Below are 12,623 nucleotides of genomic sequence, written 5' to 3' on the forward strand. Positions count from 1 at the left end.
GCTAGGTTTTCACACAGTCTGTAAAGGGGGTTATTTTTTCAATGACCGCTAATCCGATCTAGATTCGTCATTGCGCCCTCAATTAGCTTCAGCACAATCTGGATGAATTCGAACAAGGACAGCGAAGAAAGCCAGGGTTTGGGCGCCCCGGCTTCCTCGCTTCACATTTTTACTGGCCTGGAACCTTCTTGTTCATCGCCTTGACTTGCTCCAGAACCTGCGTGAGGTTGTAGGACTCTGGCGACTGCAGTGGTGGGAATTCTGCAAAGGACACAAGTTCCTGCAGCCACAATTGCTGGCCAACCGGTAGCATGTTCCAGTTGTAGAGATAGGCCGTGCTTGGCGCGGCCAATGCACCTCCGATAGACAGCACCGACTTCTGCTCCTCGCCTACGGCCTGTTCAAACGGATCCCTTCGGATATTTTGCACCTGCGCCCAACCATACTGCTGTGGGCCTGCCAGGGCTGAAGCACCGGACGACCCTTCCATGGTGAAGTAGATCTTCCAGTTCTTGTAGCGTACCGCCGATGGTGTAGCCCCGGTGTAGTACAAGAAGGTATCTCGCGCGGACTTGTTCGACTTGCCCGTCAGATAGTCCAGTTGATTGACGCCCTGCAGCTTGGTTTTGACAATACCCGGGTACTTGCCTGCCATGATCTGCTCGTTGAGTGCATTGCCTTTCGGCCCCCCAGCGACTTCAACCAGTGTTGGCAACCAATCGTAGGAGGCAACGATGTCCTCATAGACGGTGCCCGGCTTGATTTGACCTGGCCAGCGGATCAGCGCCGGAACCCGCATCCCGCCTTCCCAGGTCGTCAGCTTGCCAGCTTTGAAGGGCGTCATGCCGCCATCGGGGAATGTCTGGCTTTCCGCGCCATTGTCCGTGGTGAAGACCACGATGGTGTTGTCCAGTTGCCCCATACTCTCGAGCTTTTTCAGCACCAGGCCGATATTGTCGTCCATCTGTTTCATGCCGACTTCCTGGATACCCCAGTCGTTACCACCTTGTTCACCCAGCATGGCCTGGTACTTCGGCGAGAAAACGGTGGTTATGTGCATGCGCGCCGGGTTGTACCAGACAAAAAACGGCTTGTTGGTATTCTTCGGGTCGTTGCGGTCAAGGAAGTCGATCACCTTGGCTGATATTTCTTCATCCACGGTTGCCGAGCGTTCCAGCGTTAACGGGCCCTCATCCTTGCAGGTCTGGTTCTGCGACGAACCATCCTTGGACGCACAGGCTAAAACTGGCCGCGGTGGTGTCAAGCAAGTCGTAGTTTTGGGGTTGACTGCTCCTGGGAATGGCGGGACACCTGGAATCGGCTCCGTTTGGCACGGTGGGGCAAAGCCCTGCTCGGTTGGGCTCTTGTTGATGTCTGGAAAGCTCACTTGCTGCATGGCATCCAGGTGGTAGAGGTAACCCCAGAATTCCTGGAAACCATGTGCGGTTGGCAATGCGTCCGGGTGATCACCCAAGTGATTCTTGCCGAACTCGCCGGTGTTGTAGCCTTGGTCGAGCAGGAACTTGGCGATCGTCGGTGTGCCTGGTCGCAGGTAGGAGGGGCTGCCGGGCAGTTGCGGCGGGATCATGCCGGTTCGCAAGGGCGTCATGCCGGTGAAGAAGGCGTTGCGACCGGCCGTGCAACTTTGCTCGGCGTAGTAAGTCATGAACTTGGCGCCTTCATTGGCAATTCGGTCCAGGTTGGGCGTTGTGTCAAAACCCAGTCCGTTCTGGTACGCCCCGACCTGCATCCAACCGATGTCATCACCCATGATGAACAGAATGTTGGGTTTTTTGTCGGCGGCCTGGGTGAGCGTGGGTAAGGACGCTCCCAGCATCATGCCACTGGTGGCCAGCCCCACCAGCACCATCTGTTTAAGTCTCATAGCGTGTTCCTCTATCGATTGATATAGGTGTACAGCTACAACGGACTACAGCTGCACTTCACTCGTAATGCGAGAATAAGTAATGATGATTTACCCTCCTGCCTTGCGTGACCGCAAACGTCAGCTCGTGGATGGATTAGTCTAGACGAACGTTATGTCTGCGAAGATCAAAGTATTTGTTTGGCACACGCAAATTCGCCGTCTGCGCTGTTCTACTTAGAAAATGAGCTCCACGCCCATTGCCGAGAAAAACCGACGAGGTTCCGGAACGAGGTTTACAGAGATGCGTGGTAAGTGGAATTGAAGCAGGACTGAGCGGCGGGTGCTGTTGATGAAGCTCAGAGGTACACCATTGATGTAGAGCAAATGCTGAGCTGAGTAGCGGTCGACTGCTAGACAGAAAAGGGGGGCCAGATTGTCCGTTTTTGGCCGGATGCATGGCATTCACACATCCTGCTTCAACCGTGATGGACAGCAATCAGCACATATCGGCCCTGTGGGACAGACGGCAATCGGCCAGAAGGTGACCCCATGATCGCCCTCGCTTGGTTCGCCTAAGTGAATTGCTGAAGTGCAGTTCATCTCGCCAGTAGCCTTGGAAAGCATGGGGGAGCAAGGGAGAGCAACCCTACTGGCGAGGTGAACCATTAAACCTTAGCCCAACTGCTCAGCCTGCTTTAACCCTTCTTCTGATTTCATTGGGGGCTTGAGCGGGCAGCCTGCTTCAGGTTGTTGCAGCCGGCCGCGACTGGCAGAAAACGGCCATGACCGGCAGAGAACGGCCAGAAGCGGCCCTTCTCGACCAGTCAAATCCACATCGACTTAATGAAAGCAGCCCCTAGCAAAAGCGGTCGCTGAAACAGGGGCGCTACGATCTCCATATATGGGGCATTACACCCACTTGACCGGGCGTTTATCACCTAATGTGAGGAGTATGTCCCCCACTCTTCTCTCGCTTGAAACACTAAGAAGTGACTTGTTAAACAATTTGAACTTTTTTCTCCACCCTGTTGGCATGGCTCATTCGTTGCTTCACCCCCTGGTACCTGCAACAGATGTCGTCCCGGATATTGTGTAGATGGCGGGGCTTGCCTGATTCGGTATGACGCGAGGGGTGAAAAATGAAGCGAGCGACACCACCATGTAGCTCTATCGCCTTACTGCTCTGGTCAAGCCCGCCCTGTACGATGCTCATTCCCCTGACCACCTCCAGCGCCGTGGCGCTGGATGATTTCGGCTCACCACCACCGACGCCCCCCCTCGGCATTTACCAATCCGCCGGCCGAATTCAAGGCCACGCTGGATGTTCGCCCTGATCCGCACGCGGTTCATCCTTCTAGTGACCCTGATGTACACCTTCCAGAGCTATTACGTGTTCCGCGGAAAAGGGAGAGTGGTGGTGGCTACTACGAGTAAGTCAATTGCTCTAATCACGAAAAGGCCGATACGCCTTTACAAGCAGCTCGCTGAGCTGTGCCTATTGTTTATTGTGTTGCTGATGATGCTGGCGTTGTCCGCTGTGCTGGTGATGGAGTTTACCCTTGGGGCGCTCTGAGCCGTCGGCGCCGATGGCGGTCGATCCTGACTAGGCCAAGCCGTTCAAATATTGGCACGAAGCTGCGGGGCAGCGCCGGTTACTGGCTTATCGGCCTGCACGCGGCGGCGGGTTTATCCCATCACTAATACCTGGACGACAAAACCTTAATGTGCCTGGCTGTTTCACCTGATTTCTCCAAAAATCGTATGTGTCCAGAAAATCACATCCCCCGCCTCCCTCATAAAAATCTCGACGGTCTTTGGACCAACCCCATCAAACGCTAAAAGACGTTTTTCAAACTCCCGACGATCAGCACTCACCTCCACAATGTTGCGCACCTTTCCCGCGTACTCGTTATTGAGCTTATGAGCCAATGTCAATAAACGAGATGCCGTGCTCTCGTCATACCGCACGTAATGAGCCTCACCCAGCATTGCAACCAGTTCGCGATGCGTGCACCGGGCAAGTTTTCGTGGCGTATCACGTTGGTGTTTTTCGACGATCACCTGGTAAGCCTTTGCGGCAATCGCTCCTTGAATTCGTTTGCCCATCAGAAAGCTGGCGACCAACCACTTGAACAAGCCCTCTTCGTTTGGGTCATCGAGGCTTATTTGCAGATCACTGGCGCTGATAATCACTCAATTCACCAGTAGCGCTTCGTGTATCTCAATGGAAGGAACTGCAACTTCTCTGCGCCGGTTATCCAGCCATCCCCTGGTTTTTGCCACATCGAAAATCAGCCCCTGATCAATCAAGGCCAAGATGAGTTGGTCAGACACGCGGTAGCGGCCACACTCCGGACAATCCCTCTCTTCCCAAGGTCCCTGACATTCAATGCGCTGCGCGACACCGACACAGATCAGACAATTCATTGAGATCACCCGTTTGTAGTTGTGTGGACAGCTACCACGCTTAGCGAGCTGCGCCGACTCTTGCGGAGCTGGCGCAGGCGTTGGGTTTCAACTTCACGCGGCCGGTTTGAGCACAACTTTTGTCCAGCCATTGTCACGGGCGTCGTAGTGCTTATAGGCTTCAGGCCCTTCAGCCAGTTTCAGCCGATGGGAGATGATCTGCGCGGGGTTGGCACGATCGTGGTGGATGAGTTCAGCCAGGCGGCGGTTGTAGACTTTGACGTTGGCTTGCCCGGTTCGGATCTGCTGCCCCTTGAACCAGAAAGCGCCAAAGTCGAAGGCCATTTTGCCTTGCTTCGCGAGGTCACTTTTGGCACCCGGGTCTTCCGGCACAAATACACCGACGACACCGATCCCACCGGTAGCCTTGGTCGATGCGACGAGGTTGTTCATGGTCAGGTGATTGGCTTCGTGGCCGTGACGGTCGCAGCACTGATAGCCCACGCATTCGCAACCGCGATCCGTGCCCTTGCCATGAGTCAGGTTGAGAATCTGGTCCACCGCTTCCTGCTCCAGCGAGTTGATGGGCGTGGCGCCCATCTGGGCAGCCAGCTTTAATCGGTCAGGTTGGTTGTCGACCACGAATACCTGGGAGGCGCCTTTGATCATTGCCGAGTGTGCGGCCATCAGGCCGACCGGACCGGCCCCATAAATGGCGATGCTTTCCCCTGGCAAAAGACCGGCCAGTTCCGTGGCGTGCCAACCCGTTGGGAAAATATCGGAGAGCATGACGTAGTCGTCTTCACGCTCTTGCGCGTCCTCGGGCAACACCAGGCAGTTGAAGTCTGCGTAAGGCACGCGGAGCAATTCAGCCTGGCCACCTTCATAGGGGCCCATCTCTGCAAAGCCATAAGCAGCTCCTGCGCTACCGGGGTTGGCTGTCAGGCAAAAACCGGTGAGGCCCTTCTCGCAGTTTTCGCAGAAGCCGCAGCCGATGTTGAACGGCAAGCAAACGCGGTCCCCCACTTTGACGCGGTCGACGCCTGCGCCGACCTCGATGACCTCACCGAGGTTCTCGTGTCCAAATACACGTCCTGTCTCCATGGATGTACGTCCTTCGTACATGTGCAGGTCTGAACCGCAGATGTTGGTCGTGGTAATTCGAACCAGAACGTCTGTGGGTTTTTCTATTTTGGCATCAGGGACATTTTGCACGCTCACGTCACGCGGGCCGTTATAAACGATGGCTTTCATGTGGTTCTCCCATTAGCAAAACGAACGGAAATTTCGTCTGCTCAGACTTATCTGTCAGGAAGAAATGAACGTACGTTCAAACAATTGATGAGGGAGAGTGACGAGCGGTAAATCGACAGATACCGCGTCGAAAATACTGAATTATTTGCAACGCCAGGCCTCTCTTTTTCGAGGGCGTCGGATGAACGATGTAGAACAAGTCTTTCCTGCGCCATACGCAGCCACTCAAGGAGCAACGCCAGCACTCACTGGCGGGTTGAGTGTGGGCAGTCCAAGTGAAGCGCCGAGGGCGGTCAAATAGTCGCCAAACCCGCCGCGACCCTTGAAATCCCGGCGGGCGCTGGTGACCACCGGGTTCGTCGCCGTCCAGACTATACGAGCGCCCACCCTCTCAAGATCAGCGATCAGGTGGACGTCTTCGTGTGCGGCAAGATGCTGAAATCCTCCGGCGTTCCGGTAGGCCTCGGCGCTCAGTCCGAGATTGGCTCCGTGGATATGGCGATGGTTTTCGATGAACTGGTACAACTCAAGATACTTGGAACGCACCAGGTCACCATGTTCCGTCCAGCTATCGACTTCCACCGTTCCACATACCGCATCAGCTTTGAACTCAATCTGGCGAGCAAGCCAATCGTGCGGAACGACCGTATCGGCATCTGTGAACGCAAGCCACTGCGCTCCGGCATTGAGTAAAGCCTCTGCGCCAGTGGCTCTGGCCTTCCCCACGTTCCGAAAAGACACGTCCAGTTTCGCTACGCCTTGCCCCGCAACCAATTGACCGGTGTTATCCGAGCAATCGTCCAGAACGACAAGAACCGAGACTTGTTGGCCTGTAAGACCAGGATGCCTGGCGGCGATCAAGATGGACGCCAGGCAGGCGGTGATATGCCTTTGTTCGTTATGAGCAGGAATCACAACACCGATCATTGGCGTTCTCTCGTTCTAGTGAAGTGTGAGGTCTCCAGCTATCGACCCTGCGCTTCAACAGAAGGTTTTAAAAACATGGCAGTTGAACAACGAGAGCTCGGGACGGGTCAACACAGGATTGCTTATGCCGCATGGGAAGCTTTTACAAACGCCCGTTTTTCCACTTCCCCTTGATCCACCGTGATGACAATTTGGCCGTACCTATCGACGATGCATCCTGCTCGTAGAATCAGGCATAGTCTTTGATCAAACTTTCTTTCGGTTCCATGGCCAATGACGAGTCCAGACATCGCTTCAGACGTTAATGCCATACGCAGCATCGATGCTGTGCCTGTCATTCTGAGCATGGTCAAACATCTGACCGGGATGCGCTTCGCCGCTGTCGCGCGCGTCACCGAAACCAAATGGGTGGCTTGCGCAGTCGACGACTCTATCGAATTTGGGCTGCAACCCGGCGGGGAGTTGGTATTGGAGTCAACGATTTGCCATGAAATCCGCCAGCACAAAACTCCGGTAATCTTCGGTCACGCTAGCGCACACCCCATTTTCTCAAAGCACCACACCCCTAAAACTTATGGATTGGAGAGCTATATCTCGATCCCGATCGTCAAAGCCAATGGTGATTTTTTTGGTACGTTGTGCGCCATCGATTCGGTGCCCGCCAACCTCGACGAACCGGCTATCGCCAAGACACTCACGCTTTTTGCTCAGTTGATTGCAATGAGTCTCGACGCGCAAAACAATCTGGACGCGACAAAAGCAGCGCTGGTGGATGCCAATGAAAGCGGTCGATTGCGCGAGCAATTCATCGCGGTACTGGGTCACGATTTACGCACACCGCTTAGCGCAATCCGAATGAGTACCGATCTGTTAGGCACCAAAACAACCGAAAAACGCTCACTGGGTTTGATTTCTGCGATTCATAAAAGCACGGCACGAATGGGCGTGCTGATTGAAAACGTTTTGGATTTTGCGCGGGGACGGATGGGCGATGGTATTCCAGTTAAAAGACAGTTGGTCGACGATCTGGAAAAAACGCTGCAATTGACCCTCGATGAAGTACAAGCATCACACCCTCACGCCATTTTTTCTCACACCCTGCAGGTTCCTCCTGGCATTTATTGCGATGCTTTACGCATCAGCCAATTGCTATCCAACCTGCTGGGCAACGCTGTAACGCATGGAGCAGTTGCAACGCCCATCAGCGTCAATGCTTACACGGATGAAGACGAGCTTGTGATATCGGTTGCCAACCAGGGCGCGCCAATCCCCTCGGAGCTAATGCCATTGCTGTTTGAGCCGTTTACTCGCTCAGAAGCAGGGCAACGTGGCGAAGGTCTGGGCCTGGGCCTTTACATCGCATCGCAAATCGCCACCGCGCACAAAGGCACCTTGAGCGTTTCCTCAACGCCGCAAGCAGGGACATGTTTTATCGCCAGGTTTCCTGCTGTTTTCAAATGGGCGTGACTGGAGACTTCACTCTTGCGTTGCGGTCACCTTGATCCGGGTGAGCCCTACCCGCTCAGCCTGCTCTAAAATCTGCTCTGGCGTCGCGTCCGCAGTGGGCATGATCAAGCTGTTCTCTGCATCCCCGAAATGCAGCTGGAGCAGATGCATCGCCGCTTCATGCAGGGGCAACTGAGCCTGCTTGAGTTCAACAGATGTGTGCGGGGCTCGCCGTTGAACAGGTATTCCAGGAGGTATTTGTGCATGGTGGGGATCCTTGTGGTGGGAAAAAGTAGCTGCCTGATGACAAGCTTCAATAACCGGGTGGAACCCGGCTGACTGGCGCCTTTGTAAATCTCCGTGTGGCCCCTCAATCCCCAGCCTGCGACAAAGGCCTGGCCACCTGCTCCAACGCTTGACGCTCCGCAGCCACTCCCCAAACCGCTTGCACCCCCAGTCGCGACATCTTGAGCAATTCGCCAAGACCGGGATAGAGGCTTAGTCTAATGGCAGATCACCACGTACAGATGAGTTCCGCAGTTCCAGGCTGGACGGAGACTTCAACCTTGTTAGAGGATGGCCAAAATAGCCGATATTCGGCTTGCCACATGTCGAGATGTGATTTAAGAAAGTGGTGTCTCTGATGGCCTTCGTTGTACCTGCATGGCCCCGCTTCCGATTTGACACCAATTTGTTGGTCGAGATGCTCTTTCAGTGAGTCGATATTGAGAATTTTCACGCATGCTTTCTTTTTCATTTTGCGGGCCAGTATTCCCGTCAGTCGGTAACTAAATGAAAGAATCAAACCATCTTCTTGATAATACGCCGCATTGATTAAGTCAGTCTGCCTGACGCCGTCTACGTAGTTGTCGATCGCGTACAGGCTACGGATTTGACCGCCAGGGCCAATTCGAAAGATAGGATTTGGAGCCATCAAATCTATTGGCGAACGATGAATCAGGTTTTCATCTGGCGTGAATATTCCGCCGCGTTCCGCTCGCCTATAAAAGCTTGCTGGGTTTATCGGGATTACCCCTCCATTTACCCAAGTGTCCGCGTGCCAGTGCTCGTTTAGGTATAGATAAAGACTCATAAGTGACTCCCCACCCGGCTCCATGCCGGGACGAACACAAATACGCCAGCCGGCGAGGAGCTAAGAGTCGCGCTGGTGGAAGGTCGCAGTACGGGGTTGAGCAGAATTTCTTCTGTTCAGTGCGCTCTGCAGAGAAAATTTGCGCAACGTCACCTACGTTCTGGAGTAAGTACAAGGTAATTCGATGCCCCTTGGCAACGGCGTCCGACATGCGCAAGTGAACTGCTCGGAAAGCGTCGGGTTTTCCCTTCCGGTAAGGCCTACCAGCCAAATGGTTTGCAACATTCCGCCTGTACTGAGTTAGCGGTCGACTCGCACCGCGCTCACTTTTGCCGACATACCTATAAAGCACCACGCCGTTTTCATCTTCAATCTGCCACAAGTAGAGCAGCGGCTTGGTTTCATCAACGCCACAGTCGAAAACTTCGAAGTCCATTCTCAGCTGATCGATTGCGCTGACGGACCGCTCAGTCGCCCCGTAGGCAATATCTCGCCACTTCGCGAGGTCAGCAATCAGGCGAAGTCCATCGCGAACCTCAGGATCAAGCTTTCCCTCTGGCAAGCTGAGCAGACGTACCACCTCTTCATCAATAAGCCGAATTGCTTCCACATCTGTTTTCGCACTCATCGCAGCCAGGGTCAGGTTTGCACCAGGTGCAAATCATCATCCCAATTTACGAATCACGCCAGCCTGTGAGGATCAGCAATGCCTACAGCAATCGATTTGTTCGCCGGTCTCGGCGCATGGTCAACCGGTGCCCGCAATACCGGCATAGACGTTATCTGGGCCGCCAATCACTGGCCGGTCGCGGTTCAGTGGCACAGCGCTAACCACCCGGACGCCATTCACATCTGCCAAGACCTGCACCACGCGGATTGGTCGAAGGTTCCGGCCCACGACATCTTGCTGGCCTCGCCCTGTTGCCAGGGGCATTCGAAGGCGCGCGGCAAGAAATCCGGGAATGCTCAGCACGACGCATCGAGGTCAACAGCCTGGGCGGTTGTGTCAGCTGCCGAGTTCCACCGGCCAGAAGTGGTGCTGGTCGAAAACGTCGAAGAGTTCACGGACTGGGCTTTGTACCCCGCTTGGTCGCAGGCCATGGCAGCGCTCGGTTACATGCTCGCGCCGCATGTCGTTGATTGCGCCGATCTTGGCGTGCCGCAACACCGCGTGCGCATGTTTCTGGTGTGCACCCGAAGCAAGGCACCGCTGAATCTTCAGCTTCACCAGCGCCGACATGTTCCAGCTTCATCCTTCATCCTTCATCGATTTCGATGCGGGCAAATGGAGCAAGGTCGTGAAGCCTGGTCGCGCTGAATCGACGCTGACACGCGTGAAGAATGGCCGGGAGCGCTTCGGTGACCGATTCATCATGCCCTACTACGGGTCAGGCTCGGGGCTGACCGGGCGCAGCCTGGATCGACCGATCGGCACCATCACCACCCTGGACCGGTGGGCCTTGGTACGAGGCGATGAAATGCGGATGCTGTCTGCGAACGAGGCCCTTGCCGCCATGTCGTTCCCGGCCGACACCAAGCGCCCGGACAATCATAGGCTGACCATGCACATGGCCGGCAACGCGGTTCCGCCGCTGGCGGGGCAGAAGATCATCGAGGCGGTGATGGCGGCAGCTTAAACCTGGATCAGAACACTCGCCTGCTGCGAATCAATAGTCGGGATCAATCCTGAGCCCTGTTGGTGTGCGAGCCAGGCCCGAGTCAGCTTCACGTCGAATCGCCAGCCATGGGTTTCCATCCAAACAAGCGCTGTATGGGTAATTCGATAGTGTCCGCACTTCGCGCATGCTCTTTCCTGATAATCATCACCAATATCGACGTCCGAAGCAGGCTCATCGCAAATTAGGCATTCCATATCTACCTCCATTGGCCGAACCACTAACTATAGACGAATCCCACCATTCCACTGCCCGGGTCTGACCCGGTTAGGACGCCACCATGTCTCCCGACAAAATATCTGACTACAGTCGTCAGATTTTTCGGCGGCCGCGCCAGCGCCTACATGTTGAGCCAGGTGCAGGACAACAACGCTGACCTCTCCCTATGTTCTGCCTGCCATAACAGCATCCACTGCATAACTAATCAGTCAGTGTAATATTTATGGCCCACAATAAATTAATTCTCACAGGCGTTATTTACACAATCACACTTTTGATCATTCTTGCACTCAAACTTAGTTTCTCCGCATGTGCATGCTTGCTTTGGATTACCTGCGTGACCATCAGATCCTTTAGCAAGCAGTTGAGTATTATCATATCTATCATTCAGGACGGTAGAGGTTTTTTCGTTACTTTCTTTATAATAATCAGATGCCTGAACAAAACAAAATGACAAAGCCATCATAATACAGAACGATCTTATTATTACCTTCACGATCTAATCCTCTAATGGAGAGAATGGCTTTCGAATCGGTTTTTTATACCTTAGAGACCCCGCTCACAAATATTACTTAGCTATATAGAAAAGAGAATTACGAACTGTGCGTTTTTATTGCAAAAAACAGACTGAATTGTTAAACAAGCATTACACCTTTAGCATTATCCCCTAAAGATCGCGTAGCTCTAACAATCGCCAAAACAAACACTCAATAGAGGCCAACTGCTCCATTGACAGATGTTCTCCTCCCCTCTGTAACTCCATCCCCCTTCAAAGTCAGCCGCTATAGCGGCAAGGACGAAGTCATGCCTGAAATAAAAGAACGGCCGATCTTGTTCTCGGCCCCGATGGTGCGCGCCATTCTGGAAGGCCGGAAGACGGTCACGCGGCGTCCCCTCAATGAGCGGGTGCTGAAGAACATCGGATATGGCGTTCAGCTCGGCGAATGCCACGAACTGCCCAGCGAAGGCCCACTGCACCCGAACAGCATCGGGTATTACAACGATTTCTGCCCCTTCGGCCAGCCCGGCGACCGCCTTTATGTCCGCGAGACATTCATGGATCTGCGGGGCACCGGGGTAGAGCATCGTCCTGATCCGGATGGGCCTCTACAGCGTTATGCCTACGGCGCCGACACGCGGCCGGGATCACATGGGGACGAAGCGCGCAAAGACATCGGCCTCAAATGGACGCCAAGCATTCACATGCCGCGGGCTGCCAGCCGCATTCTGCTGGAGATCACCGCCGTGCGCGTCGAACGGTTGCAGGACATCAGCGACGAACAGTGCACTGCTGAGGGAGTCCGGGCAATGCGGGATGACAGCGGCATGCTGGTCGGTCGCGAAGGCCCAGGTCAGTACGTAACACCGTGGCCAACCCAGAAAGAAGCGTTTCGCGATATTTGGGAAACCACCGGTGGCGACTGGAACGCCAACCCCTGGGTCTGGGCCTTCGAGTTCAAGCGGGTGACGCCGTGATCTTCGCCCCGCTCTACATGCTCTGGCTCATCTACAAGAAGGGGCCATAGATTCAGGCAACCTTTAATGTCTCGACACGTACCCGCCCATCAGCCATGAGCTGAAGATACTCTCGCCATTTTTGGAAGGCTTGCTGCTGCCTGGTAGAAGCCGCCAACCACTGAGCACCCCCGATGTGTTCGACTGGGATGGACATCATCTGCCCGACTGTAAAATCAAGTTCATTTGCGAGCTCTCGCCCATTCGGCAAATCGAGGAT

Annotated in this window: 10 protein-coding genes and 3 pseudogenes; 5 read left to right on the forward strand and 8 right to left on the reverse strand. The window is 54.5% G+C overall.

The genetic code is table 11. The features are described from left to right. Positions 1–169: 169 nt before the first annotated feature. Positions 170–1,885: an arylsulfatase gene (locus PMI22_RS09010; RefSeq protein ID WP_007947304.1), complete on the reverse strand. Its 1,716-nt coding sequence runs from the start codon at positions 1,883–1,885 to the stop codon at positions 170–172. 1,303 nt (positions 1,886–3,188) lie between these two features. Here PMI22_RS09010 and PMI22_RS31425 point away from each other — a divergent pair. Both PMI22_RS31425 and PMI22_RS32080 read left to right on the forward strand, forming a co-directional pair. After that, a complete protein-coding gene (locus PMI22_RS31425; RefSeq protein ID WP_007947309.1) occupies positions 3,189–3,440 on the forward strand; it encodes a hypothetical protein in 252 nt (83 codons plus the stop codon). A gap of 7 nt (positions 3,441–3,447) precedes the next feature. Then, positions 3,448–3,568 (forward strand): annotated as a pseudogene (locus PMI22_RS32080) (cytochrome B); the annotation flags it as partial. A 36-nt stretch (positions 3,569–3,604) separates the two neighbouring features. Here PMI22_RS32080 and PMI22_RS08995 read toward each other — a convergent pair. From PMI22_RS08995 to PMI22_RS08985, 4 genes are all read right to left on the reverse strand, one after another. Then, entirely contained in the window at positions 3,605–4,060 is a 456-nt protein-coding gene (locus PMI22_RS08995; protein ID WP_007947310.1) for a hypothetical protein, read from the reverse strand. Next, a complete protein-coding gene (locus PMI22_RS0129560; RefSeq protein ID WP_033049476.1) occupies positions 4,061–4,294 on the reverse strand; it encodes a hypothetical protein in 234 nt (77 codons plus the stop codon). Positions 4,295–4,387: 93 nt separating this feature from the next. Beyond that, on the reverse strand, positions 4,388–5,527 hold the full coding sequence (locus PMI22_RS08990; protein ID WP_007947311.1) for a glutathione-independent formaldehyde dehydrogenase: 1,140 nt from the start codon (positions 5,525–5,527) through the stop codon (positions 4,388–4,390). Between the two features lie 225 nt (positions 5,528–5,752). After that, on the reverse strand, positions 5,753–6,454 hold the full coding sequence (locus PMI22_RS08985) for a glycosyltransferase (protein WP_007947313.1): 702 nt from the start codon (positions 6,452–6,454) through the stop codon (positions 5,753–5,755). A 273-nt stretch (positions 6,455–6,727) separates the two neighbouring features. Here PMI22_RS08985 and PMI22_RS08980 point away from each other — a divergent pair, with 273 nt between their 5' ends. After that, entirely contained in the window at positions 6,728–7,921 is a 1,194-nt protein-coding gene (locus PMI22_RS08980; protein ID WP_007947314.1) for a GAF domain-containing sensor histidine kinase, read from the forward strand. 9 nt (positions 7,922–7,930) lie between these two features. On the opposite strand, the pseudogene PMI22_RS0129565 reads toward PMI22_RS08980, so the two are convergent. Both PMI22_RS0129565 and PMI22_RS08975 read right to left on the reverse strand, forming a co-directional pair. Then, positions 7,931–8,166, reverse strand: a pseudogene (locus PMI22_RS0129565) (hypothetical protein). 248 nt (positions 8,167–8,414) lie between these two features. After that, positions 8,415–8,993: a hypothetical protein gene (locus PMI22_RS08975; protein WP_007947315.1), complete on the reverse strand. Its 579-nt coding sequence runs from the start codon at positions 8,991–8,993 to the stop codon at positions 8,415–8,417. Positions 8,994–9,699: 706 nt separating this feature from the next. Here PMI22_RS08975 and PMI22_RS0129575 point away from each other — a divergent pair. Beyond that, positions 9,700–10,630: pseudogene (locus PMI22_RS0129575) on the forward strand (DNA cytosine methyltransferase). On the opposite strand, the gene PMI22_RS08970 reads toward PMI22_RS0129575, so the two are convergent. Then, on the reverse strand, positions 10,627–10,866 hold the full coding sequence (locus PMI22_RS08970; RefSeq protein WP_007947318.1) for a hypothetical protein: 240 nt from the start codon (positions 10,864–10,866) through the stop codon (positions 10,627–10,629). The pseudogene PMI22_RS0129575 and the gene PMI22_RS08970 sit on opposite strands and share 4 nt — an antisense overlap. Before the next feature lie 826 nt (positions 10,867–11,692). Here PMI22_RS08970 and PMI22_RS08965 point away from each other — a divergent pair. Next, positions 11,693–12,364 (forward strand): hypothetical protein, encoded by a 672-nt coding sequence (locus PMI22_RS08965; RefSeq protein WP_007947319.1) that lies wholly within the window; start codon positions 11,693–11,695, stop codon positions 12,362–12,364. The last annotated feature ends 259 nt before the right edge of the window (positions 12,365–12,623 follow it).

It is taken from the genome of Pseudomonas sp. GM21 (assembly GCF_000282215.1).
Lineage (GTDB): Bacteria > Pseudomonadota > Gammaproteobacteria > Pseudomonadales > Pseudomonadaceae > Aquipseudomonas.

What these genes read in the sequence shown, in the direction of transcription:
- PMI22_RS08980 (WP_007947314.1), top strand. Translation starts at nt 6,728, where the DNA reads ATGACGAGTCCAGACATCGCTTCAGACGTTAATGCCATACGCAGCATC.
- PMI22_RS0129560 (WP_033049476.1), bottom strand. Translation starts at nt 4,294, where the DNA reads ATGAATTGTCTGATCTGTGTCGGTGTCGCGCAGCGCATTGAATGTCAG.
- PMI22_RS08990 (WP_007947311.1), bottom strand. Translation starts at nt 5,527, where the DNA reads ATGAAAGCCATCGTTTATAACGGCCCGCGTGACGTGAGCGTGCAAAAT.
- PMI22_RS08975 (WP_007947315.1), bottom strand. Translation starts at nt 8,993, where the DNA reads ATGAGTCTTTATCTATACCTAAACGAGCACTGGCACGCGGACACTTGG.
- PMI22_RS08970 (WP_007947318.1), bottom strand. Translation starts at nt 10,866, where the DNA reads ATGGAATGCCTAATTTGCGATGAGCCTGCTTCGGACGTCGATATTGGT.
- PMI22_RS31425 (WP_007947309.1), top strand. Translation starts at nt 3,189, where the DNA reads ATGTTCGCCCTGATCCGCACGCGGTTCATCCTTCTAGTGACCCTGATG.
- PMI22_RS09010 (WP_007947304.1), bottom strand. Translation starts at nt 1,885, where the DNA reads ATGAGACTTAAACAGATGGTGCTGGTGGGGCTGGCCACCAGTGGCATG.
- PMI22_RS08985 (WP_007947313.1), bottom strand. Translation starts at nt 6,454, where the DNA reads ATGATCGGTGTTGTGATTCCTGCTCATAACGAACAAAGGCATATCACC.
- PMI22_RS08965 (WP_007947319.1), top strand. Translation starts at nt 11,693, where the DNA reads ATGCCTGAAATAAAAGAACGGCCGATCTTGTTCTCGGCCCCGATGGTG.